Genomic DNA, 25,191 nt, shown 5'->3' with positions numbered 1-25,191 from the left:
GATAGACCTCAAAACCTGAATTTAAAAGCAGCATGCCACTGAGCAGAACAAGCCCCAGTGCCAAAGTATTCCGCATACGCAAACCTCCGGCAGGAATAATTTTCACCTTTCTCAGTGAAAGCAAAAAACGGACCTGCCGGGTAATTTCGAATCAAATCAAGGACACTTAAGTACCATTACTTCGGTCTGGGACTTTTTTGCCCGCTTGAGCTTCTGCCCGCAAGTATACTCAACGTACAAATATTTCCCTTTGCCGGGATAAGGATCGCCGCAAAAAGAGTTGCCCACGATGATCCGGCAATTATTTTTACCATCGCATTTTTTTACCAACGCATCTTTGGCGTTGCAGAAATAATGCTTGTAGCCTAGTTCTCCTTCCAGTTCGAAACTGATATTGCCGTACTTGGCACTCTGCATTCGAATCGCCTTTTCCGGCAGCACTTCAGCAGTCTTCTGTGCATCACCGTATTCAATGGATTTAACTTCATCCTCGGACACGGGAACTTCGATAATCTTACCGTCCTTGAGGGTGATCTTCATTTCGGCCTGAAGATGAGGTACACAGACAATAAGTCCTGCAGTGAGCAGTAAAAAGAAAAAAACAGAAACATAACGAGACATAAACATTGTCCTCCAAATTCTTATACAACCATAATACATGGAAGTAGCAAATCCCTCCAGCAAAACAGCGGAGCACCAGACATGAAAAAAATATTTTATGCGATTTTCCTGATGCTTATTGCCTACATCCCGGTATCGGCACAGGAACTGGATCACCTGAAAGATCTAAAACGACCACGCTATGGACTGTTTCAGGAGAAACCGGCCACTGAGCAACCACCAAATAGAACCGCGGAACAGCCTAAAACAATTGCGGAAGATAATTCCCGCTTCAGTGGAGCATTCAAGGGTAAAGTGACCGTCCATTACAGAGGAAAGCTGGTCCATGCCGAAGCATCCCTCAATATTTTCATAGGCGATGACGGACAAAACAGCCATTACGACACCTACATCATACCCAAAACCGGAAACTATCTGGAATCAACATGGATACTGGATAAAACAGAGGTGCGCAGATCAATAACCATCGCCGCAAATACCATATATGTAACGGACATCATTGAATACGGGCGCGGCGGCAACTCTCAGATAAGGACCCTTGTTTTTTCGCCGGACTGTTCAGCCCTGACCTTCCTGAAAACTGAATTTGATGATGACTCCCCCAATCCGGCCACAGGCCAGATTATCGGCAGATTTTTGCGGGTGAAATAGACTGATAACATTGCTCTAAGCCCGGAAAAAAGTTTCCCCCTTCGGTCCGGGTGTCAGGGAAGACCAAAGGGGGAACAGCTGGGAAGAAGCTGGTACATTTTCTTCAGAGATGCAGAAGTGTTGTTGAAACCCAAAATACACGGCCCGACTTCCCGCTTCATGACACGGCAGTGACAATTTCCTTGTACTGTGTGAGCCTTTGGTGTCTTTTCGGTTTATCAATTAATAATATTTTCACCTCTATGCAGGGATATTCTTGAAAAACAATTCCATTTATTTCATACTCTGCTCAAATATCGGAAACTGAAAAATGGAGACCAGAATGTATATACTCAAAAAAGGTCAGGAAAATAAATTTCAGGATCTCGTTCCCCTCGGGGAAACAGACTGGCCGGAAGAAGTAAAAAAAGAAATCTGCGATTTTTTTAAAACAGCCGGAGTAGACGACCCCATGACCCAGAAGCTGGTTGAACCCGGCCTGCAGGGATTCCGCTTTCAAAGTGATAAGGATGAAATAGACTGGGATGATGTAGTGGCTTACTTCAAGTATGAAGCCCTCAGTGTACTGGTTATGCATGACGACAAATTCAAGGAAAAAGCCGAAGAGCTCTACACTGACTTTTTTGCAAACCACAAATTCAAGGTCTGGAACAGGGATTAACCCCTTTAGGTCACAAGAAATGAAAAGCCCCGGCAATCAATATGAATTACCGGGGCTTCTTTGTGTTTAATTCCTATTCCGGCAGGAAAAAATCAATACCCAAGCCTTCGTTCAATACGGTAAGGGCTGCTTCCGCCCCTTCCCATCCGGCAGCGCACTCCGGGCTTAAGCTCACGGTCAGGACTTTGATCACCCCGCCATCAAGAGCCTTACGCAATTCAACGCCCCAATCCCTGATATAAGTATCAGTAAAAAGACGGCCCATTTTATTGCCAGCCATACGCCCGAAAAAATAATCCAGGTCAAGATTGAAAATCCAATTCCCATTCAATTCGCCCAGAGCAGCAGGAAATTCCCATGGCTCATACGCTGCATAACGGATGGACTGCGGGGCGGAACCCTTGCCGTGGGTGGCAAATGCCCAGTTTTCTATCCGCTCGCCGTATTTCTCAATAAATAACCCCAGATAATTATCCCAGCGGAACAGCGGAGTTACAGCAAAGAATTCATTATCGTACCCGCATTCAAGATATTCGCTGATGCTGAAATTCTCAAAAGATTCATGGGGAAAATGTGAATAATCCTGTGCAGAAAACAGGGCGTCAAAGTGGCGGTCTACATGAAATAAGTTCAGTTTTTCACCACGCTTCAGACTTTTCAGCCAGCACCACAACGCGGCACGGTGGTTATCCATGATGAAAATATTATCCTGCTGCCACAAAAAATTCAGCTTAATGGCTGTGGAGTGGTTACGCCCCTGAAAATCAACTATCCATTCACCCATTTCTTCCTCCGGTCATTCAGGCATAAATCAACAACACAGAGTGTGTATCAGCCTGCTGCTTTGCGGTCCAGCCTGATCAGAAGATCATATTCAGACCAGCACGGCGTCCGCAAAGAACAGCTTTTTCTTTGCGGACGCGGCAGACTGTCCCCGACGGACAGTCTGCCGTGATGATGAGAGATGGATTAAGTGTGTAGATGAAACGGTGCTGTCTTCCGGCAGGCAACAGGGGAGAAGCCTGCAGAAATCTTGAAATATATCCGGCGAAGAGTCATCGCCGCTGAACTCCCCGTGCTCCCGCCTGAATAGAAGCGAAAAACTCGGAGAAATAATGTTTATTTGAGGCTGTTGATATCAAGAGGGGAACCGCAATCAGGACAGACCCGGATGGTCTTGCCGAATGTATTCCCCATAACCCAGAAACGGGTGAACCATGCTTCATCTTTTTTGCTGTGGTACTGGACCATGACCCGATTACCGCATTTGCAAAATCTTTCCTGCATGACTGACTCCTGCTTCGTGAACATGTATTAACCAGACTACCGCCTTTCCGGCGTTCCCTTGCCATGTGACGACTCTAATCAACCACAACAAAACACCTATGTCAATCTAAATTAAACAAAACTAAACATTAAAACTGAAATTCGTTTAGTTACGTTCAGTCAGTGCAACTCAAAGCCACAAAAAAAGCCTCCGCAAAGGGAGGCTTGAAACAAAATATCTATCTAAAATTATTAGTGGTATTCACGCGAAACCCAGACCACCTGCCCCAGCACACGCACGTTTTCCAGTTCGTCGCCGCCGAGATGGATAGGAGTATAATCCTTGTTGTCACTATGCAGCACCACCTGCCCCGGACGTTTTTCCACCCTCTTAACCATGACCGTATCCTCCACGCCCACAGCGTAGATTCCTCCGGCGAGAATATCCTTGCGCGACTGATCCAGCAAAACAATATCACCTTCTTTCAATTCCGGCTCCATGCTGTTGCCATAAACTTCCATCAGCACCATATCAGTGGGATTACCTTTGCTGCCGATCCAGTCCTTGCGAAAGGCATAGAAACCTTCGATTTCTCCTCCGGTTTCAAAAGAGCCGCCCCCCGCGGAAAGACGGGCCGCAACCTTGGGAATACGCGCGAACTCATCAGCAAATTCAGCGGCATTAACTTCTGCACGCGGAGAACCGACACCGGACTCAAGCCATGTGGAATCGAGATTATAGCGCACTGAGAGTTCCAGAATCCAACGCGGGGGAACCGCCCCTTTCTTCTTAACAAGGGAAACCGCCGCCCTGCCGACTCCCAGCTCCCGCGCCAATTGGGCCTGCGTGGAAATATCGGTCTGCTCTTTCAATCTTTCAAAAAAGGAATCAAAATCTTTAGCTTGCATCGGCACCTCAAATTAACAACAGTTTAACGCAAAAGTTCACCTATACTTAACATCCATAATTCGATATTGCAACTATTTTTATAAACAGAGAACCCTTTCAAAAAAAAATTCTTTGTAGTAAAGTATGAAAATAGTTAGGGGATATAGTCGTTGGAGATATGAATGAGTAATGACCTGATTGTTAAAAATCTGGCTGCTGAATACGTAGAGCACTTTGAATTCGACTTCGGTGATGCCGGGGTTGAATTGTCACTGCTCAGTGATGCCCCTGCGGATCTGAAAAAAATGATCACCGATCTTTGCGGACGAATCAGCCCGGAAACACTGGTCAAAGTGTATGAATCACTCAACGCCATTGCCGAGGCTGAAGATATTTATGCCTGCGAAATTGATGAAAAGGTCTGCGAACTGACCCTGTTCTGCAAGATTGCCCGGCGTGTAGAACAGATCGCCACCCGCTAATCTTCCAACAGACAAGACACAAAAAGGCCCGCGAATTCAGGACGAATTCGCGGGCTTTCTCATTTAAACAAACTTCTTGTAATCCTCAGCTCCGGAGACCAGCGAAAGGTTCGCCTCCAGCAGTTCAAGGCTGACCGAATCCAGCCGCACGGTTATTTTCTGACCCAAGCGGAAGGCATGTCCGGTGCGCTCACCCACAATCATCTGCCGATCAGACCAGAAGGTGTAGTAATCATCACCCAGCGAGGAAAGCCGGACCATGCCTTCGGCCATGACTTCCTGAAACTCCACCCAGAAACCGAACTCCGCAATGGACGAAATCACTCCGGTAAATTCCTCGCCGACCTTATCCTTAAGAAAGATAATGGTCAGCCGCTTCAGAATCTCACGCTCCGCTTCCATGGCTGTACGCTCGGTTCCGCTGATGGAACTGCCGATACGGCCCAGCTGTTTCTGGCCCGGAATGGCCTGATGTCCATCGCCCAGCGCCACCTTGAGCAGCCTGTGCACAACAAGGTCCGCATAACGTCTGATGGGCGAGGTGAAATGGCAGTAACATTCGGAAGCCAGCCCGAAATGGCCTTCATTATCCGGCTCATATTTGGCCTGTTTCATGGAACGCAGCAGCAGTCTGCTGACAATATATTCCTGATCCGTACCTTCTGAATCCTTGACCACCTGCTGCAAAGACTGCGGAGTTATCGGGTCGGGCATCTGCTTGCTTACCCCGATCTTGCGCAACACCTTGAAGAGGTTGGTCAGCTTTTCCTCATCCGGTCCGGGGTGGATACGGTACAGGCAGCCGATCTCTTTTTCGGTTAAAAATTCAGCAACCGCCTCGTTAGCGGCGATCATAAATTCCTCAATGATCTGGTGGGCGAAATTGCGGCTGCGCGGCTGGATATCCACAGTGCGGCCCCGGTCATCAAAGATAACGCCCGGTTCCGGCAGATCAAACTCGAGACTGCCCCGCTCCTTGCGCCGCTTGTTAATCTTACGGGCCAACTCTTCGCAAAGCTGCAGCATGGGCAGCAGGTCACCGAAGCTTTTCTGCTCTTCCAGATCACCCTGCAGCACACCTTTATAAACCTGATCGTAAGTCAGGCGGGCGTGGCTTTTAATCACCGCCGGGGCAAAGGAAGATTTTACAGGTGCGCCGGACTTATCAAACTCAATGGTCGCGGTCATGGCCAGACGGTTCACATGCGGATTCAGGCTGCACAGCCCGTTACTGAGAGCTTCCGGGAACATGGGCTCCACCGACTTGGGGAAATAATAGGAGTTACCGCGTTTCAAGGCTTCACGATCCAGCGGGGATTCCATAGCCACATAATGACTCACATCGGCAATTGCCACCCGCAGCCGGTAACCGCTCTCAATCTTTTCCACAAAAACAGCATCGTCAAAATCCTTGGCTGTCGCGCCGTCGATGGTCACAAACGGAATATCACGCATGTCTTCACGATCCGTGAAATCCTCTTCGGTGGGCTCATCAGGCAGGGCATCCGCCACCGCCAGCACCTTGCCCGGAAAAGCAGTCGGAATTCCATGATTGGCCTTGACGATTGCCTCCTGCACAAGAACATCATCTTCTTCGCCCAGCATTTTCAGAATACGCCCTTCCCAGAGCGAATGGTTAATCTGTTCTCCCGGTGCCACCAGCAGGATGTCGCCCCTTTGCACGCGGGAGAAATCAACTTCCGTCTCCGCTGGTTCAGCCGGATAAACATTTTTACCGTTATCATCGAGTCCGGTTTCATTCGTCACTGGCTCGTCAACGACCGCTTCATCAGGTTCCACCACAATTCCGAAATCAAGACGCGGATCAGTGGGATGACAAAGCAGCGCGGTCCCGCCCATGGGCCGGATCACCCGTACCGGGAATACCTGTTTGCCACGTTCAAGAACCCGCACCACACGGCCTTCTTCGCGTTTGCCGCCCCAGTGCGATCCGGTGATGGCCACGGTAACTCTATCTCCATGCCATGCGTCACGCATATTTTTGGTATGGATATAAATATCTTTGCGGTTCTTATCGTCCGGCAACAAAAATGCCGCGCCCGAACGCTGGACCTGCAGCTTTCCGGTAATCAGGTTCATTTTTTCCACTACGCCGTAAGCACTGCCGATCTTGATGATCTTGCCTTCGCGGACAAGGTCTTTGAGTATATTTTTAACGAATTTACGGTGCCGCTTGGTCAGGCCGAGTCTCTTTTCCAGCTCGCCCACGGATAAAGGTTTGCGGCTTTTCTTGAAAACATTCATGGCCTCAAAAGGCTTGATCATACCGGGATTCTTCGATTTTCTTTTCTTTCCCATTTCTTTTTATATTCCTTCGCCGTGACACTTAGGCCTCCGGCGGGTCTGCGACGCTTTCTTTTGATGCGCTATCGCGCTTTTTGATAATTTGATTTCGCCTCCGGCGGCTTAAACCCTTTTGCAAAAGGGTTTAAGAATCCCAAAACCTTTTAGTTGTTTTGTTTCCGTTTCACTCGGAAAGTAGGCGTTTTACTTTTTAAATGCGTCTATTAATCTTTGTTTATTCCACCACTTATCGAAGGGAGCATCTTCTGTGTCGTCAAAAAATATGGCTTCTTTAAATTCTACTTCAAGGTCAATTACGTAAAAATCATCACAGCCTAATTTAGTTAATTTGATTGCGTCCTTGGGGGTACAGATAATTCGTTTTGCACCCGCTGCCGCTGCTTTTTTGCGGATCATTTCCACGTCCTGCGCTGTGTACCCGTGGTGATCCTTGAAAATCATGAATTGTTCTGGCGCACGGCCCATATATTTTCCTGCGTCCTTGCGCAGGATTTCCGGTTTGCCGATCCCGGCAAAGAGCAGATATTTATCACTGCCGAAATCAAGCCGCTCTTCCCCGCTAAGAAGTTTCAACCCTTTGGCTTTCAGCTCAAACTGGAAAACAGGCTTGCCTAATCCTGATAACTTTTCTCTTATCAGCCAGTTCATCCGCCTGAAACCGTCCGGCCCGCTCTTCACAAAAAAAACATCCGCCCGTTGCAGGGCCTGCACACTTTCCCGCCACGTGCCACGGGGAATAACCTTATCCCAGCCTATGCTGAAATCATCAGGAGTAAGCAGCACAAAATCCAGATCGCGCTCCACGGCCATGTGCTGGAATCCGTCATCAAGCAGCATCAGGCCCGGCTTAAATTCCTGAGTTACCCACGCCCCGGACCGCTTGCGCACCGGATCAACCACAATCTTCGCCTGTGGATTGGAGTTCGCCAGCATAAGCGGTTCATCCCCGGCCTCTTGCACCGGACTGAACCGATTCACCAGATACGGCAACTGCGCGGGCTTGGCCCCATAACCACGGGTTAAGAGTGCTGTCAACAATCCCTCACGCTGCGCCCACTTGAGCAGCCAATCCGCCAGAGGCGTCTTGCCGCTGCCCCCGGAACCGATATTACCCACGGAAATACACGGGCATTCCGGCCGGAACCGCTCATACTCCCCACTGGAATATTTCTCCGCACGGCGGGACATGACAACGCCGTAGCCTTTTGAGATGGGAGCCAGGATGGGGCTTAAAATTTTCTGGGTTTTGAAGAGCAGGGACATCTTACACCTTATTTTTTTTAGCCTTAACAGCTTTTATAGCTCTATCAAAATCAGATTCAATTTTCTGAGTTTTGTTAAATTTATCATATTCAACAAATGCTTTCTCTTCTGCCTGCTTGCGTGAGACAGAGCCATATCCTTCAAGAACCTTATATTCATTAAATTCCAAAAACCGATTCACACTATCAGCAAAAGCCTCCATCGTGAAAGAATTCCTACGCTCAATCAAATTTTCTATGTAATCAAAAAAAGAACTAACAGCGCGTTCCAACTTTCGTATTTCATCTTCTGTAAGATAATTCTTACCAATCTTTACATCTGACTTTAGAACTCGCCCATCAGGAGCATGCTTATAACTGAGTAATCCCATCACTGGCTTTGCTGCATCTGCTTTGTAATGTATTAATTCAGCAGAAGTCATCCCGGTTATGGCATAATGAAATTTATCTTGAACATGCGCATAAAAATTGCGCGTCATATCGGAACGAGGGTCATAGTCAATGCTGCATTCTGCAAAAATATCCGTTATCTGCTGATAAATACGCCTCTCGCTGGCCCGGATTGAGCGTACCCGCTCCAGCAGCTCCCTGAAATAATCTTTACCGAAATGTCGGCCATTTTTAAGTCGTTCATCATCAAGGACAAACCCTTTAACAATGAATTCCTTCAAAAGAGATGTCGCCCAAATCCTAAACTGGGTAGCCTTAGTTGAGTTGACCCTATATCCAACTGAAATTATTGCATCAAGATTATAATACTTCGTTTTATAGCATTTACCATCTTCGGCAGTATGTTCAAAAATTGAACATACTGATTTTTCATCAAGCTCACCGCTCTCAAAAATATTCTTAAGATGCCTTGTAATTGAAGGACGCTGAATACCAAAAAGCTCTGCAATCCTCTTCTGGGGTAACCATAAATTCTCATCATGAAGAAAAACTTCAACTTTAACATTTCCGTCTGGAACTGAATACATAATGAATTCAGTAGTCTGATCCATAACTGTCAGTTGTCTTTCGTTACCCATAAATAATCCTTCACAAAACTAAACGGGCAGGCCAAATGGCCTGCCCGCATTAAAAACCAATTATTCTTATCCGGGCTACTCGCGGTTACCCATGAGGCGAAGCAGGAAGATGAACATGTTGATAAAGTCGAGATACAGGGTCAGCGCGCCGAGGATGGTGCCGCGTCTTACTGCGGTGGCATCATCAGCGGGAATGTACTCGCCCATGTCTTTCAGCTTCTGGGAATCGTAAGCGGTCAGGCCCGCGAAGATGAATACGCCGAGAACGGAAATTGCAAATTCCATGGCGGAACTCTGCATGAAAAAGTTCACCACAGAAGCGATGATAATGCCGAACAGACCCATTATCATGAACGATCCCATTCCGGTCAGGTCCTTGCGGGTGGTCAAACCGTACAGGGACATGGCTCCGAACATACCTGCGGTAACCAGAAAGGTCTGAAAGATGGATGCCGCTGTGTAAGCGATCAGAATGGTGGATATCGTCAAACCGTTCAGCGCACTGTAAGCCATGAACAGCCCGGTGGCAGCACCGGATGAAAGTTTGGAAATACGCATGGACAGGTAGAAGACCAGACCGATTTCACCGATAAGGGCCGCCCAGAAAAGCATGGTCGGGCCGATGGCTCCGGTTTCAGGGTTCTGGGCCAGCACAAGGTTCAGCACCGCCGGGGTGGAAAGGGTAACCCATGCCACAGCAGCAGTGGCCAGAAGGCCCGCGCTCATCCAGCTGTATATACCGCGCATAAAAGCATTAAGGACTTCCGGTCTCGCGCTAACGGAACCGGCTGCACCGAATCTACTCATAATTAGTCTCCTTGGAATCGTTTGTAATCATAAAACGGATGATACGCATCCGTAGTTTTAACTATACTTTCAAAGTATAAATAGACATCTTCCGCCCAACAGGCAAGAGATTTAGGTCGATTTACTGCGGGGTGATGTGCCCCGGTTAATCCCGGATATACTTTTTCAACACCGGGACAAAACCGGCCATAACCAGCCCGATAGCCCCTGTGGCGGTGCCTATCTTAAAAAACAGGTCGTCATAAATCTGCAAAGACTGCATGGCGGTCACCCCATGTTCCGGCACACTGGCCATGGTCGCAATCTCACCGCCGAGCACCATGGCCACGGACTGAAACATGAACCACGCCCCCATCATAAAACCCATGGACCGTTCCGGGGTCAGCCGTGCAACCATTGCCAGACCGAGCCCGCTGACCAGCAGTTCTCCGAGACTCTGAAATCCGTAGCTTAAGACCAGCCAGTTACCGGAAACAAAACCGTTGGCATCGGCCTGATATTTGGCGACATACGCCAGAGTCATAAAGGCAGCACAGCACATCATCATGCCCAGCGCGAATTTGCCGGGCAGAGAAAGATCCTTGCCCACTTTATCCAGCCGGGCATAAACAACAGCCAGCACCGGACTGATAACCATGACCCAGAACGGATTCAAAGCCTGAAAAGAGGCCGCTTCCACCGGGATTCCGAAAATATGCGGGTCCACATTACGGGCCGCGAAAAGGTTCAGCGAGGTCGGCATCTGCTGATAAAGAGCAAAAAAGACTATCGCCTCGGCCATAAGAATCAGGCAGATGACCAGGTTGGCTTTTTCGTGATGTTCAGCGCGCATGATCTCGCGCACATAAAGAACCGCCACCACGACAAGTGAACCATAGAGAATCCAGTGGGCTACAGTCAGATGGGTCAGCAGCAGAGCCGATGTCCCGGCAATACCCACTGTGCCGAGCAGAGTCAGCAGCAGTTTTTTGAAATTAAGCGGTTCAAAATCCGCCTCGGAGCCGATGGGATCGAGAATGGAACGGAAAACAATGAAGTTTCCGATGGCAATGAGCATGCCGATAAAGCAGGTAAAGAACCCGGCATTCCAGCCATAATGTTTCTGAATGATCGGGCAGAGCGACATGGCCGCGAATGAGCCGATATTGATGGCCATGTAATAAAGAGTAAAGGCCCCGTCCACTCGGGAATCGCCCTTTTCATAGAGCTTGGAAACCAGAGCCGAAGGGTTGGCCTTGAACAACCCGTTCCCGGCGATAATAATCCCCAGTGCCGGATAAAGAAATTTCTCGCAGTCGAAGCCCAGCAGTGCGTAGCCCGCTGCCAGCACCACCGCCCCCAGAAACATGGTCCGGCGGTTACCCAGAATCTTATCGCCGATATACCCGCCCGCGCAGATAAAAGCGTAGACGAGAGCCGCAAAAGCACTGAAAGTCTGGTCCGCCAGATTATCGGAAAACCCAAGTTTCTTGACCATGAACAAAACCAGAAGGGCCTGCATTCCGTAGTAACCGAACCGTTCCCACATCTCCACGGAGAAGAGCAGATAAAATGGCTTGGGATGGCTGAAAGCACCGCTTGAACTCTTCGACATCACGAACTCCTTATGCTGCGCGAATTATCTGTATTTATTTCATGCATACGCCAGATGGGGAGAAAATGCGAGGGGTTATAAAGAGGTATGGCAAACTTTGAAGGTATGATTTTTAGCCGCAAGCACTCACTATTAAATTATTTTCTATATTGCATCGTCTTATTTTTAGGCATAATTATAGGTCTTCATCTTTTAAATATCCATTTAATTACAGAAAGGTTTATTATGCAAAAAGACATGCATTACTACGGAACCTACGTCATGGCTCGTGCGGCAGGGATCGGCCGAGGCAAAGCCCAGATTATTGCCAGCGCCGCCCAGTTTGTGGATGACAATGCAGCCAGCAAAGCAATTGAATTCAAAGATGGCGGGGCTCTGCAATCGCGCGCAACCGCACATCATTGGTACCATCTACGAAACATCGACACGGATGATCAGCGGCTGGTCTGGGTGCCGTTCCATTTCCTTCCCGGAAATGAAGGAGAAAAATTCTCGGAAAGGCTTATCTGTCGCAAAGACAGTAAAATTGCCCAAGCAATGGTAGCTAATCATTTGGATCACGCCGACGATATAAAATTTTCAGATGAACTCATCGGAATCACAGCTCATGTTTATGCCGACACATTCTCTCACTATGGATTCAGTGGCGTCAGTTCCAGACAGAACGAAATAATAAACGACAGTTTCAATTTTTACGAAATTCCCAACAACACAGAAAAATATCTTCTTGACAGACAAAAGGAATTCAAAAGTAACTATTCAAAAGAATCAGGGTTGCTTGCAAACATCAAATCGTGGTTTGCGGAAACTCTGTCTGGGGCTCTTGGTCACGGCGCGGCCTGCACCTTTCCTGACCGACCGTATTTAAAATGGGATTTTGAATACGAATATGCCGGAAGATGCGAAATGAGAGACAACCCCAAAACTTTTCTTGAAGCATGTGAAGCTCTGCACGGCATGTTTGTGCGATACACTGAAGCTAAACAGGGAGTAAAAGGGGGCGACAGAATCGACTTCGCAGAGATCAAACCTAAAATTCAAGCAATTATTGAATTCAAAGGCGGAGAAGAAGAAGGCAGCGAACCGAATGAGGAAGCTCGCACCGAAAGATGGAAAAAGGCTGTCTCCGAGGAGAAAATTCTTGGGAACAATGAAGAGATCCCTGAATACCTCGGAGAAGAGTGGCTCAAAGAAAAATCAAGACTTCACGGCGACAAGGCATCAGAAATAATTAAAAGTAGAGATGTATACCAGTTTTACCAAGCCGCCTCATACCACCGCCATTATGTCCTTCGCAATTTGCTTCCTGACAATGATCTAGTAGTAGCCTAAATAAAAAGCCTCCCGCACCAAACGACGCGGGAGGCCCATCAAAACCATTTTCCAAAACTAATTAACCCATAAAATCAAAAGCCCAGCGTCCAAGGCTCAGGCAGACCAGTATCGCCCCCTCCAGCCTGCTGACTTTCCAGCCGGTGCGGATAAAGAAAAGCACCAGCGCGACCATGCCGACCAGTACGGTCAGACCCGGGATCGCATCCGGGGAAACTTCCAGCGGACGCATCAGGCAGGTCAGGCCGAGCACCCCTGCGAAGTTGAAAAAGTCACTGCCGATCAGGTTTCCGAGCAGCATTTCATTACGCCCTTTCAGCGACGCGGCAAGACAGGTCACCAGTTCCGGCAGGGAGGTCCCGGCAGCAACAATGGTCATGCCGATCACCCAGTTGGAAACACCGAAATGGCGCGCGATCTCAGACGCTGAATCAACCATGAATTCACCGCCCAGCGCGATACCGATAAATCCGGCTAGCAACTGGCCCCAGTCTTTTGCGCTAAGCGCGGTGCCGTCATCCTCTTCCACTTCGGGAACAATCCCGGCCATGGCACTGGCTGCCCGTTTGCTATGCACCAGCAAATAACTGATATAACCGCCCAGAATAGCCAGCAAAGTGATCCCGGCAGCGCGGTCCAGCATATCAAAATAGGCCAGCCCCAGAATCATGGCTGTGGTTGCCAGCAGCAGCGGTGCATCGCGCATTGCCAGCGATCTGTTAGTCGGCAGCGGCTTGATCAGGGCCATCAGTCCCAGAATAAAACCGAGGTTGAAAATATTGGACCCGACCACATTGGAAAGGGAAATATCCGATAATCCCTTAAACGCCGCCGTGGCTGTGACCAGAAATTCCGGTGCCGAAGTACCGAAAGCCACAATGGTCAACCCGATGACCAGATCGGAAACCTTGTACTTTCTGGCAATCTTCGAAGCAGACTCGACAATCCAGTCCGCGCCGAACCAGAGCAGAAAAATACTCAGGACAAAGAAAAATATATTAGAAAGCATTTAGAACCCTTTGAGTTGATGCGCTTCGCGCTTTTGTCGGGTGATTTCGCCTCCGGCGGCTTAAACCCTTTTGCAAAAGGGTTTAAGAATCCCAAAACCTTTTATTTAGCTTCGCTAAGAGGTATCTTTAAAGCCCTCCGCGCTCCTTCTTCCATTCTTTCAAGCCATCAAGCGTAGGCCGAACAAAAGAGGTATCACGATTAGGCATGACCGTCACGATCATCTCGCCTTCGGGTCCGATTACCGCCACGTGGATTTCTTCGCCGGATTTCACAGCCTTGGGCGAGAATGATGCGGTCATGGCTGCGGCATCGAGCACTTCCTGCTGCGTCCATTCTTCATGGCAGAAAGCGCGACCGATGCTCAGCGGACCGGGAAAACCGCGCACTTCGAAAAGGTAATCTTCGGCTTCGTAGAGATCTTCGATGCGCTCGTTGTCATTTTTATTGCGGCCTACTACGAGCATCTTGTTTCCGGCCCAGAACTGGCGTCCGGTGGTTGCCAGCTGAAAGGAATTCACGTCCGCTTCTTCTAAACGCTGCAACAGCGGAAAATAGCGGGCCGCATTCTCCTGCTCGGTGAGCTTGCAGCCCCCTGCGGGAGTGGGAATTTCTGAAAAACCGTAATCCTTGGCCATCTGGAGCTGTTCTTTACGACCGCGCCCGAAAATATTGGGCAGCTTTGAACGATCCACCAGACCGGATTTTTCCACTGCGGTTTCCGGCTGCGACTGGGCGCAGAGCGGACGGAGCAGGATGTCTCCGGTTTCGGAACAATTACGGATGGCGTTGAGGGTCGGCGGACGCTGGGACATGGGCCGCTGTCCGGTGACCTCCCCGGAAATGATGAATTTCGCGCCATACTCTTCCATGAGAGCTTTGGCGTGGCTGATCATCATGATTTTGCAGTCCACACAAGGGTTAACCAGCTTGCCCATGCCGTGGTCGGGCACATCGAGCATCATCCGGACATATTTTTCGCTGATGTCCACGGGGAGAATCTCCACCCCGTAAACTTCCTGCCAATGTTCTATCTTCTCGGGATTACCGAAAAAAGGCGTCACAAAGTGCAGACCGAGGACTTTCAATCCCTGATCCTGAATCACCCTGCAGGCTAATATACTGTCGAGGCCCCCGGAAAACAGGGCCAGAGCGTCATATTGTTTGTTCATGGGGCGGCTGTACCCTGCTTTTATGGAAACCGCAACAAAATCCGTACCCCCGAATCCATTGCAAAATCCACATGCGTTTGATATGGGAAGCACTTGCCCCTTATGTCGAAAATTCGGTGAAAGAGGGCAGAAGGACGAACAATCGCATTCCGCGTCCCTTGTGCATGTGACGATAAACAGGAACAGGAAACATTGAACGTCCAACTTTATATGGAGATAAAATGAGCAAGAAGAACGCAAATCCCGAAGAACTCCGCAAGGCCGCCTTATCCACAGCCCTGACCACCATTGAACGCAAGTTCGGCAAGGGCTCCATCATGCGCCTTGATTCCGATGTGGCACAGCAGATTCCGGTAATTCCCACCGGATCCATCAGCCTTGATATGGCTCTGGGCATCGGCGGTATCCCCAAGGGCAGAATCACTGAGGTATACGGCCCGGAATCTTCAGGTAAAACAACTCTGGCCCTGCACGTTATTGCGGAATGCCAGAAAGCGGGCGGCACCGCGGCATTTGTAGATGCGGAACACGCCCTTGATGTGAAATACGCCAAAAGACTTGGCGTAAACACTGACGAACTGCTCATTTCCCAGCCGGACTACGGTGAGCAGGCCCTTGAGATCACCGACCTGCTGGTCCGCTCCGGTGCGGTTGATATTGTAATTATCGACTCCGTTGCCGCGCTTATTCCGCAGGCGGAACTGGAAGGCAACATGGGTGAGACACAGGTCGGCGGACAGGCCAGACTTATGTCCCATGCCCTGAGAAAACTGACCGGTACCATCCATAAATCGAAGGCCGTCGTACTTTTCATCAACCAGATCCGCATGAAGATCGGCATGACCGGATACGGCAGCCCGGAAACAACTTCCGGTGGTAACGCGCTTAAATTCTATTCCTCTGTCCGTCTGGATATCCGCAGAATCCAGACCCTGAAAGACAAAGATGAGGTTTTCGGTTCCCGCACAAGGATCAAGGTCATTAAAAACAAAGTTGCGCCGCCGTTTCGCGAAGCACTGGTTGATATCCTTTATGGAACAGGCATGTCCCGCGAAGGAGAGCTGCTCGACCTCGGCGTGGATCACGGCGTTGTGGACAAATCCGGTGCATGGTACGCCTTCGGATCCGAACGGCTGGGACAGGGCAAGGAAAACGTACGCGCCTTCCTTGCTGAAACCCCGGAAATCCGCGAACAGATTGAAGACAAACTTCTCATCCACCTCGGCATTAAAGAAGATCCTGATGCGAATGTAGACGAGAAGGTTGACGAACAGAGACCTACAGAGTAAAGCCTGTTGGCCCAGCATAGATTTTGACGGCTCCCGTTTCGGCGGGAGCCTGTAAATAAAACCGAGAGGAAATATCTCTTTTCGGTGTTATAGCTATTACGGAGACAGCCCATGAAGGCCAGTGAAATCAGAGAAAGATTCCTTAAGTATTTCGAAAAGAACGGACACACAATTGTAGACAGCTCCTCCCTCGTTCCCAAGGACGATCCGACCCTGCTTTTTACCAACGCGGGTATGGTTCAGTTCAAGAACACCTTCATCGGTCAGGAAAAAAGGGACTACGTACGAGCGACTACTTCCCAGAAGTGTCTGCGCGTGGGCGGCAAGCACAACGACCTCGAAAATGTAGGCCGTACCGCACGCCACCACACCTTTTTTGAAATGCTCGGAAACTTCTCCTTCGGCGACTACTTTAAAGAAGACGCCATTAAATTTTGCTGGGAATTCCTCACTGAGGAACTGGGGCTGCCCAAAGAAAAACTTTACGTCACCATCTTTACTGATGACGATGAAGCGGATGAACTCTGGCAGAAGGTTGTAAACTTTCCTGCTGAGCGCATCTACCGCCTCGGCGAGAAGGAAAACTTCTGGTCCATGGGTGACACCGGTCCCTGCGGTCCCTGCACCGAGGTCCACATCGATCAGGGCGAAGACATGAGCTGCGGCCCCAATTGCGGCATCGGCAAATGTGACTGCGACCGTTACCTCGAAATCTGGAACCTCGTCTTCATGCAGTTCGACCAGGCTGCAGACGGCACCCGCACTCCCCTGCCCCGTCCCTCCATTGATACCGGAATGGGTCTGGAGCGCATCACTGCGGTTTGTCAGGGCGTGCAGTCCAACTTCGAGACCGATATTTTTCAGCCCATGATTCAGGCTGTGGCCAAGAAAGCCGGAGTTAAATACAAGGAAGACAAGGAAATCGACACTGCTTTGCAGGTTATCGCCGATCATTCCCGCTCCATCGCTTTCCTGATCACCGACCAGATCCTGCCTTCCAACGAAGGCCGCGGCTACGTGCTGCGCCGTCTGATCCGCCGTGCGTTCCGCTTCGGCCGTCTGCTCGGCCTGACCGATCCGTTCCTCCACGAAACAACCGCCATGGTTGTGGAAGAAATGAGCGGCCAGTTCCCAGAACTGCTGGACAACAAAGATTTCATGGCCCGCATGGTCAAGGAAGAGGAAGAGCGTTTCAGCCAGACTCTGGACAAAGGGCTGCTGATCCTTGAAGAAGAAATGGAAGAGCTGAAAAAAGAAGGCAAGAAACTCATCTCCGGTGAGACAGCTTTCAAGCTCTATGACACCTTCGGCTTCCCGCTGGACATCATCAACGATATCGCGGAAAAACGTGATTTCAATGTTGACGAAGCAGGCTTCACCGCAGCCATGAAAGAACAGAAGGATCGCGCCAAAGCGGCCTGGAAAGGTTCCGGCGAAAAGAACTCCGGCGCGATTTTCCGTCAGGTTCTGGAAGCGGGCTTAAGCAACAGCTTCAGCGGCTACACCGAGCTGACCACAGAATCCCGCATCGTGAACCTGCTTTCCGAAGAAGGTGAACACCTTGAGAAAATCACTCAGGGCGAAGGCGGCTGGATCATCACCGCCGCGACCCCCTTCTACGGTGAATCCGGCGGTCAGATGGGAGATACCGGAGCTGTAGGCACCATGACCGGTAACGCGGAAGTACTGGAAACCGTTAAGGCTTCCGCAGGACTTACCGCATCCAAAATTTTCGTAAGCGAAGGCGAACTGATCATCGATCAGGAAGCCAAGCTTGAAGTCGCACCGGAAACAAGGACAGCAACAGAACGTAACCACACAGTTACACACCTGCTCCACGCTGCCCTGAAAAATGTTCTGGGCGACCACGTCAAACAGTCCGGGTCACTGGTGGGACCTGACCGTTTACGTTTTGACTTCACCCACATTGCAGCCATGACTCCCGAAGAAATCGGGCAGGTTGAAAATGAGGTAAACCGTGCTATACTGGGCGACACTCCCGTAGTCGTACAGGAAATGAAAAGTGACGAAGCCGCCGCTAAAGGCGCAACCGCACTCTTCGGCGAAAAGTACGGTGACGTGGTCAGAGTTGTTGAAATTCCGGGCGAATCCATGGAACTTTGCGGTGGTACCCACCTCAAGGCGACCGGTGAAGCCGGAACATTTATAATCCAGTCCGAGTCCGGAGTTGCTGCGGGTATCCGCCGCATCGAAGCCGCAACCGGCTGGAATTCACTCAAATTTCTGCAGGAGCAGCGCGCTGAAGTCGTTACATCTTCCGCTATGCTCAAAGCAGCACCCGGACAGCTGGCCGACAGAATTGCGGCCCTGCAGTCTCAGGTGAAGGAACTTACCAAAGCCAATGACAAGCTTCAGTCAAAACTGGCTTCCGGTGCAGGTGCGGACCTGATGAGTTCCGTAGAAGAGATTGGCGGCGTGAAAGTGCTCGCAGCCAAGCTCGAAGTTACCAATGTCAAAGCTCTGCGCGATCAGGCCGATGCCCTGAAATCCAAAATGGATTCCGGCATCTTCTGCCTTGTCGCAGAGGTTGATGGTGGTAAAGTTTCCCTGATTATCGCCGTGACCAAGGACTTGCACGATAGATTCAAGGCCGGCGCATTAATCAAACCCGTTGCAGCTGAGGTAGGCGGCGGTGGTGGCGGCAGGCCCGATATGGCGCAGGCCGGTGGAACCAACCCCGCTGGAATTGAAAAAGCATTCGCAACCCTCAAGAAACTGGTTGCAGAGTCATAATCTGCAAAAAAGGGATTTTTTAAGCTTGACATCCAACACTCAATGCTTGTATACATCCCCTTCCCAGATTTCATGTAAGGAGCATTTCTAATGAAGACATATATTCCTAAAGACGAAGACATCAGCCGCGAGTGGTTCGTAGTTGATGCTAAAGATATGGTACTCGGACGCCTGGCAACCCAGATCGCCAACAAACTGAGAGGAAAAGATAAAGCTATCTTCACCCCTCACATGGACACCGGCGATTTCGTAGTCGTGCTTAACGCAGACAAAATCAAGGTTACCGGCAACAAACTGGATAACAAACGCTACTACAAGCACACCAACCACCCCGGTGGTCTGAAAGAAAGAACTCTCAAGGTTATGCTTGAGAAGAAGCCTGAAGTAGTTATCGAAACCGCAGTCCGCGGCATGCTCCCCAAGAGCCGCCTCGGCAGACAGATGATCAAAAAGCTGAAAGTATATGCTGGTACCGATCATCCTCACACTGCACAGCAGCCCAAAGCGCTGGAATTCTAATTAAGGGTGGAGCAATAAAATGAGTAAAGATTTCAATTACGCTACTGGCAGAAGAAAGAACGCTGTTGCCCGTACCCGCCTTTATGAGGGAACCGGTGCAATCACCGTTAACGGTAAAAATTACGAAGATTACTTTCCTCGTAAAACCCTGCAGATGATCGTTCAGCAGCCCCTGAAACTGACCAAGACCCTCGGCAAGTTCGACATCAAAGTCAACGCTGACGGCGGTGGAGTTGCAGGTCAGGCTCAGGCTGTAAGACACGGCATCTCCCGCGCACTGATCGAGATCGATCCTGAACTTCGTCCGATCCTCAAACGTGCCGGTCTCCTGACCCGTGATGCTCGTAAGAAAGAGCGTAAAAAATACGGTCAGCCCGGTGCACGCGCCAAATTCCAGTACTCCAAACGTTAAGAAGTACTGCGGATTTATTCGCAAGACCATTCAGGCGGAACTGCTTATGCGGTTCCGCCTTTTTTATTTTGTGTTATTTTTTTAATGATATTGCTTCTCATTGCTGTGAAGTTCTGGATATTAAATAAAAAACAATATATCCCTTAACAAAACAGCAAGCAGGAATAGACCACACATGCCCGGCAAAAAACCGCTTTACGACAAAATATTTTTCGCGCGCCAGCCCATTCTCATGCCTGATCAGTCCCTGTGGGGGTATGAGCTGCTTTTCAGAGGCAGCAGCGAAGCGACCAGTGCTGAAATTTCCGACAGCTACAAAGCGACCCTGCGCGTAGCGGCTGACCTGTGCGCCGCCCCCGGTGAAAAAATGCCGGATAACGTAAAGCTGGTGGTCAATTTTTCCCACAAAGCCGTCATGGATAAAATCCCCTACTCCCTGCCAGCGGGAAAGACGGTTGTTCAGATTCCGGAAACAACACCTCCCACTCCCAACCTGATCAAAGCCCTGCAGGAACTGTCCAAAGACGGTTACTACATTGCCATTGATGATTTTGAAGCAAGGCCCCAGGGTGAATTTCTGATCGCTTATGCCGATGCAATCATTGTGGACATTCTGTCTGCAGATGAAGAAAAACTGAACCGCATCTGCGACCTGTGCAAGGAATACAATACCAAAGTCATCGCCAAGCGGGTTGAGAACAATGCCCAGTATAATCTGGCCCAGAAAATGGGTTTCAATTTTTTTCAGGGGTTTTACTTCAAGAAACCGGAAAACATAAAAGGCCGCAAGCTGCGCTCCGGTGAAATTGTAAAGCTCAAGCTGCTCAAGCTCATCGAAGACCCGTCTCCGGATTTCAAAGCTCTTGCCGATGCTTTACAAAATGATGTTTCTATCAGCTTCAGATTGCTGACCCTGCTTAATTCGCCCACTTTCGGCTTTTCTCAAAAGATAACTTCCATCAAGCAGGCCCTTGTGCTGGCTGGCTGGAAGATGCTCAAAAACTGGTTGCGGGTCATCCTGCTTACCGACCTGACCCCGGAAGAAAAAAGCCGGGAACTTCCTCAACTGGCAACCCAACGGGCAAAATTTCTGCAACTGGTCGCTCTGCGTTCCGGTAAAGGATTGGCACCGGATTCCATGTTCCTGCTGGGACTTTTCTCTCTGCTCGGTGCCATGTTCGACATGTCCATGAAAGAACTGACCAGCTACCTGCCCCTTGAAGAAGAAATCAATGATGCCCTGTGCGGGGAAGACAATATTTACAACAGGTATCTGGAACTGACTTCTTTCTTTGAAGCCGGAGACTGGGACAATCTCGAATTCCTGCTGGGAGAACTCGATCTGGATCCGGTACAGGTTTCCAAAAGCTACTACGAGTCCACCCGCTGGGCGAACAGCTTTTTTCAGATTCCGGGAACCCCCTGATCTCAGCCTGCCATGAGCAGCGTAAACAGGAGCAGACATGCCTAACTCTCGCCTCAGCGATGAACATGTAAAGCTGAACTTCCTGATCACCGGAAAAAATCCGCTGATCCATACCATCGTCCCGGTACTGCACGATCTAGGGCACGAGGTATCCATCACCCGCTCCCCAAGGGAAACCCTGTTCACCTACGCCAGCCAGCAACCGGACCTGCTCATCATAGCCGAACAGGAAGACGCCACCCAGACCTTCGCCAGTATCCGCGAGGTAAACGGAGAAGCCCCGGCTCTTTTCATAATTGATACATCCAATCCGGAGTCATTTGAACCGCTCCTCGACTTCCAGAATGTATCCTTTCTGCCCGCTTCTTCATCTAAAGAAAAGCTGCTCGGCTTTATAGAGAATTTTCGTACCCAGCATATCCGCCAAAAAAAGCATGAAGATGATGCCAAGCTGTACGGCCTGATCCTGCAAAGCCTGCCTTTCCCGGCACTGCTGGTCAGCACCAGAACACAGGGCACCATACTCGCCAACAAGGCGGCCCACGACCAGCTTCCGGCATTTGAATACAATCAGCAGCCGCCTTTCATATCCTCGCTGTCAGATGAAGTGCGCCGCAATCTTTTCAGCGACCTTGAATCCTACCACCTGCATTCCCTGAATTCAGTCAATGCCTACGAAAGATTCTGGGACCTGACTGTGGATCAGGTGGCCCCCTCTGTATTCATGCTGCTGGCTATAGATGTCACCGAGCAACGCCAGCAGATGCAGCTGCGCGAGGAAATGGAACGTATCGCCAGACACGACCTGCGCTCACCCACAGCCAATATTGTGGGCATGTCCCGCATCCTTGAGACCGAAGCCGGGCTTCAGGATGAATTTCAGCAGCTGGCGGAAATTGTCCGTAAAACAAGCGAACGCATGATCCGCCAGATCGACACCTCGCTGACCCTGATCAGACTGGAGACCGGAACGCTTAAAGCGGATGCCCATCCTTTCAACCTGTACAGTGCCATCAGTGCGGCTATCGGAGACCTCAACCAGCTGGTGGAAGACAAAGGACTGGAAATCGTCAGCCAGCTTGACGGGGACCCCATTCAGGAAGAATGCTCGATTGTCTGCTACGGCGAGGTTTCACTGATCATCACCATGTTCTCAAACTTGCTCAAAAACGCAGCCGAAGCAGCCCCGGAAAACAGCACAATTACCATCAGCATCACTGAAGACAGCCGTTTCATCACCACAAAAATCCACAACATGGGTGAAATTCCGGTCAGCATCCGCGAAACATTTTTTGACCGCTACGCCACCTACGGCAAAAAGCACGGCACAGGACTGGGCACCTACAGCGCGAGACTCATTGCCAGCGGCTCAGGCGGAGATATTTCATTCACAACGTCCAAAGAAAAGGGTACTACCCTGATCACAACGATCCCCAAACCTTCAATATAACAACAGAACCGGAATTATTTTAATGGCTGCCAAAAAAAAACCGCGCCCGCTGCTTGTCTTTGCCGACGAGAACGGACAGATATTTGACCACCCTGAACTTGAAATGATGTGCCGCCGGGGCGATGAACTCTTCCAGCCCAAGCCGGAAGAATATATCCCTCTGCCCCCGGACAGTGAATTCTTCCTGCTTCCCGGACGTTTCCCCATCGGTCTGGACCCGGAAACCGGTGAAGTGGTTGAGATGGAAGGCACTGCGGTCACCGCATTCCCCTGCCCCGGCCATACCCTGACCGGGCTTGCCGCGTACGGAAACACCGAAGACGCCCCGGTACTCCCCATGTTCTCCTATGGAGCAGTGGGATACGCCAACGGGAAATTCTGGGTTACCGCCAAAAAGGTGGATGAGGACAAGCGTCAGATCTTCACCAAAATACCCAACAAGAAAATCGATGCCGGGGCCCAGCGCATTATGAAGGAGCTGCCCGACAACAGGCTGGTCCGCCATCTGGCCGGATGCGCGCTGACTTATGGCTGCCCTGCGGCAAAAAACCTTGCCCTCGGTCGCTTTGAATGTCCGCTGCCAACTGCCCGGACCTGCAACGCCCGCTGCATCGGCTGTATTTCCGAACAACCGGAAGATTCCGGCTTCCCCTCCCCGCAGGAACGCATAAAATTTACCCCCACGGCCAAGGAAATCAGCGAGGTCATGCATTACCACGCCAAGCGTGAACGCAAGCCGATCTTCTCCTTCGGGCAGGGCTGCGAAGGCGAACCGCTCACCGAGCACGTTCTGCTCGCCGAAGCCATCCAGAAATATCGCGATGAAGGCGGCATCGGCACCGTAAACATCAACACCAACGGCTCCATCACCGAATCAATGGAACCGCTGGCCGCAGCAGGACTCAACTCCATCAGAGTCAGCCTGAACAGCCTGCGCGAAGATGTATACAACACCTACTATCGCCCCAAAGGCTATAAATTCGATGACGTGGTAGCCACAATTGCCAAGGCCAAGGAACTGGGGCTGCACGTATCCCTGAACTATCTCTATTTTCCGGGAATCAGCGATACGGAATTCGAAGTCAGTGCTCTTGTGGAAATAGCCAAGAAGACCGAATTCGATTTCATCCAGTTGCGCAACCTGAACATCGACCCTGATCTGTACATGGAACTCATGGAGCCTTATGAATTCGGCCCCGGCATGGGTTTCGTCAACTTCCGCAAGCGGATCAAGAACGAATGCCCGTGGGTCAACTTCGGATATTTCAACCCCTATCTTGGGGATGGGAAGAAAAAGAAGGGATAGATGCGCTGCGCGCTTTTTTTGAAAAAAGTTTCTCTGGACTCTTCAAAAACTTTTAATAATTTGAACCGTTCTGGAATAATAAAATGGGGACCTGATCTATTCCGATCAAGTCCCCATTTTTTCTCAAAATTTAAGTTTCTTATCTATCGATACTGATCATAAATTCTCTTGATCGTCCCGTCATTCAACAGCTTCTCAATGGCTTTGTTGAATCGCGGCAGCACATTTTTTTTGCTGGGATGAAAGCGGATCATGATATCAAGGACACTGAACGGTCCGCCCGCTTTCAATTGTGATCCGAGCTTATCTTTTTTGATTCGGTAATTCGCAAAATCCAGATTAATCAGCCCCTGATCCAAACGCCCGGCCAGCAGAAGCTGGATGATTTTGCCTTCATTTTCAAGACGGTGATCAATAATGCGCCCATCTGCAAAGTAAGAATCAAATTCCGGATAACGATACCCTCTGACCACCCCGACGGTTTTACCCCAGAAGTCCTCCGGGCCATGAAACGGGAAATAGCTACTTGAATTAAACAGAACGGTCTCTCGGGAGACAGTGTACGGAATGCTGTAAATTCCCGGCACCTTGGAGTTCCGGCGCCAGGCCGGATTGGTCATGGGCTCAATATCAATCTGCCCGGCTTCAAATTTAAGCAGGGCGCGGTTGAAGGGAACTCGTACATATTCAATGCTGTCTCCGGTCTCTCTGGCAAGGACGGAAAAAATATCTTTAATGGTCCCGGTCCGGGAATCTCCTTCTGCAAAAAAATAAGGCGGAAATGAACCAGTATGCAGCATAACCCGCAAAGTATCAGCAGCACATGGCTGAGCCATGCACAGGAGCATTGCACTGATTGCAGCAAATAAACAAAAAACAAACTGTTTCATATAAAAAACACCCATTCCCGAAATTGAAAATTCCAATAGCCTTTATA

General features: G+C 49.9%; 23 protein-coding genes. 11 read left to right on the top strand and 12 right to left on the bottom strand.

The features are described from left to right. Positions 1–156: 156 nt before the first annotated feature. On the bottom strand, positions 157–621 hold the full coding sequence (locus FMR86_RS14735; RefSeq protein ID WP_163352164.1) for a hypothetical protein: 465 nt from the start codon (positions 619–621) through the stop codon (positions 157–159). 81 nt (positions 622–702) lie between these two features. Here FMR86_RS14735 and FMR86_RS14730 point away from each other — a divergent pair, with 81 nt between their 5' ends. Then, positions 703–1,272, top strand: coding sequence for a hypothetical protein (locus tag FMR86_RS14730; RefSeq protein WP_163352163.1), 570 nt, complete (start codon positions 703–705; stop codon positions 1,270–1,272). A gap of 322 nt (positions 1,273–1,594) precedes the next feature. Next, positions 1,595–1,933, top strand: coding sequence for a hypothetical protein (locus FMR86_RS14725; RefSeq protein WP_163352162.1), 339 nt, complete (start codon positions 1,595–1,597; stop codon positions 1,931–1,933). Positions 1,934–2,006: 73 nt separating this feature from the next. Here FMR86_RS14725 and FMR86_RS14720 read toward each other — a convergent pair whose 3' ends face one another. From FMR86_RS14720 to FMR86_RS14715, 3 genes are all read right to left on the bottom strand, one after another. After that, positions 2,007–2,717 (bottom strand): UPF0489 family protein, encoded by a 711-nt coding sequence (locus tag FMR86_RS14720; RefSeq protein WP_163352161.1) that lies wholly within the window; start codon positions 2,715–2,717, stop codon positions 2,007–2,009. Positions 2,718–3,052: 335 nt separating this feature from the next. Then, positions 3,053–3,220, bottom strand: a complete 168-nt coding sequence (locus FMR86_RS20440) for a hypothetical protein (RefSeq protein ID WP_203544909.1) — start codon at positions 3,218–3,220, stop codon at positions 3,053–3,055. A 231-nt stretch (positions 3,221–3,451) separates the two neighbouring features. Further along, positions 3,452–4,108 (bottom strand): helix-turn-helix transcriptional regulator, encoded by a 657-nt coding sequence (locus FMR86_RS14715; RefSeq protein ID WP_163352160.1) that lies wholly within the window; start codon positions 4,106–4,108, stop codon positions 3,452–3,454. Positions 4,109–4,270: 162 nt separating this feature from the next. On the opposite strand from FMR86_RS14715, the gene FMR86_RS14710 reads away from it, so the two are divergent. Further along, positions 4,271–4,570: a hypothetical protein gene (locus FMR86_RS14710; protein ID WP_163352159.1), complete on the top strand. Its 300-nt coding sequence runs from the start codon at positions 4,271–4,273 to the stop codon at positions 4,568–4,570. A gap of 63 nt (positions 4,571–4,633) precedes the next feature. Here FMR86_RS14710 and rnr read toward each other — a convergent pair whose 3' ends face one another. The 5 genes from rnr to FMR86_RS14685 form a co-directional block, all read right to left on the bottom strand. Continuing rightward, positions 4,634–6,889: a ribonuclease R gene (gene rnr, locus FMR86_RS14705; RefSeq protein ID WP_163352158.1), complete on the bottom strand. Its 2,256-nt coding sequence runs from the start codon at positions 6,887–6,889 to the stop codon at positions 4,634–4,636. A gap of 189 nt (positions 6,890–7,078) precedes the next feature. Then, positions 7,079–8,158, bottom strand: a complete 1,080-nt coding sequence (gene lpxK, locus FMR86_RS14700) for a tetraacyldisaccharide 4'-kinase (protein WP_163352157.1) — start codon at positions 8,156–8,158, stop codon at positions 7,079–7,081. 1 nt (position 8,159) lies between these two features. Then, positions 8,160–9,185: a virulence RhuM family protein gene (locus FMR86_RS14695; RefSeq protein WP_163352156.1), complete on the bottom strand. Its 1,026-nt coding sequence runs from the start codon at positions 9,183–9,185 to the stop codon at positions 8,160–8,162. A gap of 75 nt (positions 9,186–9,260) precedes the next feature. After that, positions 9,261–9,992 carry a Bax inhibitor-1/YccA family protein gene (locus FMR86_RS14690; RefSeq protein ID WP_163352155.1) on the bottom strand — a complete coding sequence of 244 codons (732 nt, stop codon included), beginning with the start codon at positions 9,990–9,992 and terminating at the stop codon, positions 9,261–9,263. A 145-nt stretch (positions 9,993–10,137) separates the two neighbouring features. Further along, a complete protein-coding gene (locus FMR86_RS14685) occupies positions 10,138–11,586 on the bottom strand; it encodes an oligopeptide:H+ symporter (protein WP_163352154.1) in 1,449 nt (482 codons plus the stop codon). 87 nt (positions 11,587–11,673) lie between these two features. Here FMR86_RS14685 and FMR86_RS14680 point away from each other — a divergent pair, with 87 nt between their 5' ends. Further along, positions 11,674–12,918: a DUF6765 family protein gene (locus tag FMR86_RS14680; RefSeq protein WP_203544907.1), complete on the top strand. Its 1,245-nt coding sequence runs from the start codon at positions 11,674–11,676 to the stop codon at positions 12,916–12,918. Positions 12,919–12,979: 61 nt separating this feature from the next. On the opposite strand, the gene FMR86_RS14675 is transcribed toward FMR86_RS14680, so the two are convergent. Next, positions 12,980–13,927 (bottom strand): calcium/sodium antiporter, encoded by a 948-nt coding sequence (locus FMR86_RS14675; RefSeq protein ID WP_163352153.1) that lies wholly within the window; start codon positions 13,925–13,927, stop codon positions 12,980–12,982. A 127-nt stretch (positions 13,928–14,054) separates the two neighbouring features. After that, complete coding sequence (locus tag FMR86_RS14670; RefSeq protein ID WP_163352152.1) at positions 14,055–15,098, bottom strand: tRNA(5-methylaminomethyl-2-thiouridylate) methyltransferase; 1,044 nt, start codon at positions 15,096–15,098, stop codon at positions 14,055–14,057. Between the two features lie 221 nt (positions 15,099–15,319). Here FMR86_RS14670 and recA point away from each other — a divergent pair, with 221 nt between their 5' ends. From recA to FMR86_RS14635, 7 genes are all read left to right on the top strand, one after another. Beyond that, positions 15,320–16,387: a recombinase RecA gene (gene recA / locus FMR86_RS14665; protein WP_163352151.1), complete on the top strand. Its 1,068-nt coding sequence runs from the start codon at positions 15,320–15,322 to the stop codon at positions 16,385–16,387. A 111-nt stretch (positions 16,388–16,498) separates the two neighbouring features. Beyond that, on the top strand, positions 16,499–19,141 hold the full coding sequence (gene alaS / locus FMR86_RS14660; protein ID WP_163352150.1) for an alanine--tRNA ligase: 2,643 nt from the start codon (positions 16,499–16,501) through the stop codon (positions 19,139–19,141). A 90-nt stretch (positions 19,142–19,231) separates the two neighbouring features. Continuing rightward, complete coding sequence (gene rplM, locus FMR86_RS14655; RefSeq protein ID WP_163352149.1) at positions 19,232–19,660, top strand: 50S ribosomal protein L13; 429 nt, start codon at positions 19,232–19,234, stop codon at positions 19,658–19,660. Positions 19,661–19,679: 19 nt separating this feature from the next. Continuing rightward, positions 19,680–20,072, top strand: coding sequence for a 30S ribosomal protein S9 (gene rpsI / locus FMR86_RS14650; RefSeq protein ID WP_163352148.1), 393 nt, complete (start codon positions 19,680–19,682; stop codon positions 20,070–20,072). 175 nt (positions 20,073–20,247) lie between these two features. Next, a complete protein-coding gene (locus tag FMR86_RS14645; protein WP_163352147.1) occupies positions 20,248–21,498 on the top strand; it encodes an EAL and HDOD domain-containing protein in 1,251 nt (416 codons plus the stop codon). A 37-nt stretch (positions 21,499–21,535) separates the two neighbouring features. Continuing rightward, entirely contained in the window at positions 21,536–22,948 is a 1,413-nt protein-coding gene (locus FMR86_RS14640; protein ID WP_163352146.1) for a sensor histidine kinase KdpD, read from the top strand. Positions 22,949–22,970: 22 nt separating this feature from the next. Next, positions 22,971–24,254, top strand: coding sequence for a radical SAM protein (locus tag FMR86_RS14635; protein WP_163352145.1), 1,284 nt, complete (start codon positions 22,971–22,973; stop codon positions 24,252–24,254). A gap of 143 nt (positions 24,255–24,397) precedes the next feature. Here the strand turns inward: FMR86_RS14635 and FMR86_RS14630 are convergent, their stop codons facing one another. Beyond that, positions 24,398–25,144, bottom strand: a complete 747-nt coding sequence (locus FMR86_RS14630) for an ABC transporter substrate-binding protein (protein WP_163352144.1) — start codon at positions 25,142–25,144, stop codon at positions 24,398–24,400. Positions 25,145–25,191: the final 47 nt, after the last annotated feature.

Origin of the sequence: Desulfovibrio sp. JC010 (genome assembly GCF_010470675.1) — a bacterium.
Taxonomy (GTDB): domain Bacteria; phylum Desulfobacterota; class Desulfovibrionia; order Desulfovibrionales; family Desulfovibrionaceae; genus Maridesulfovibrio.
Note: the sequence above shows the minus strand (reverse complement) of the source record. Positions and strands in the feature narration are given on the sequence as shown.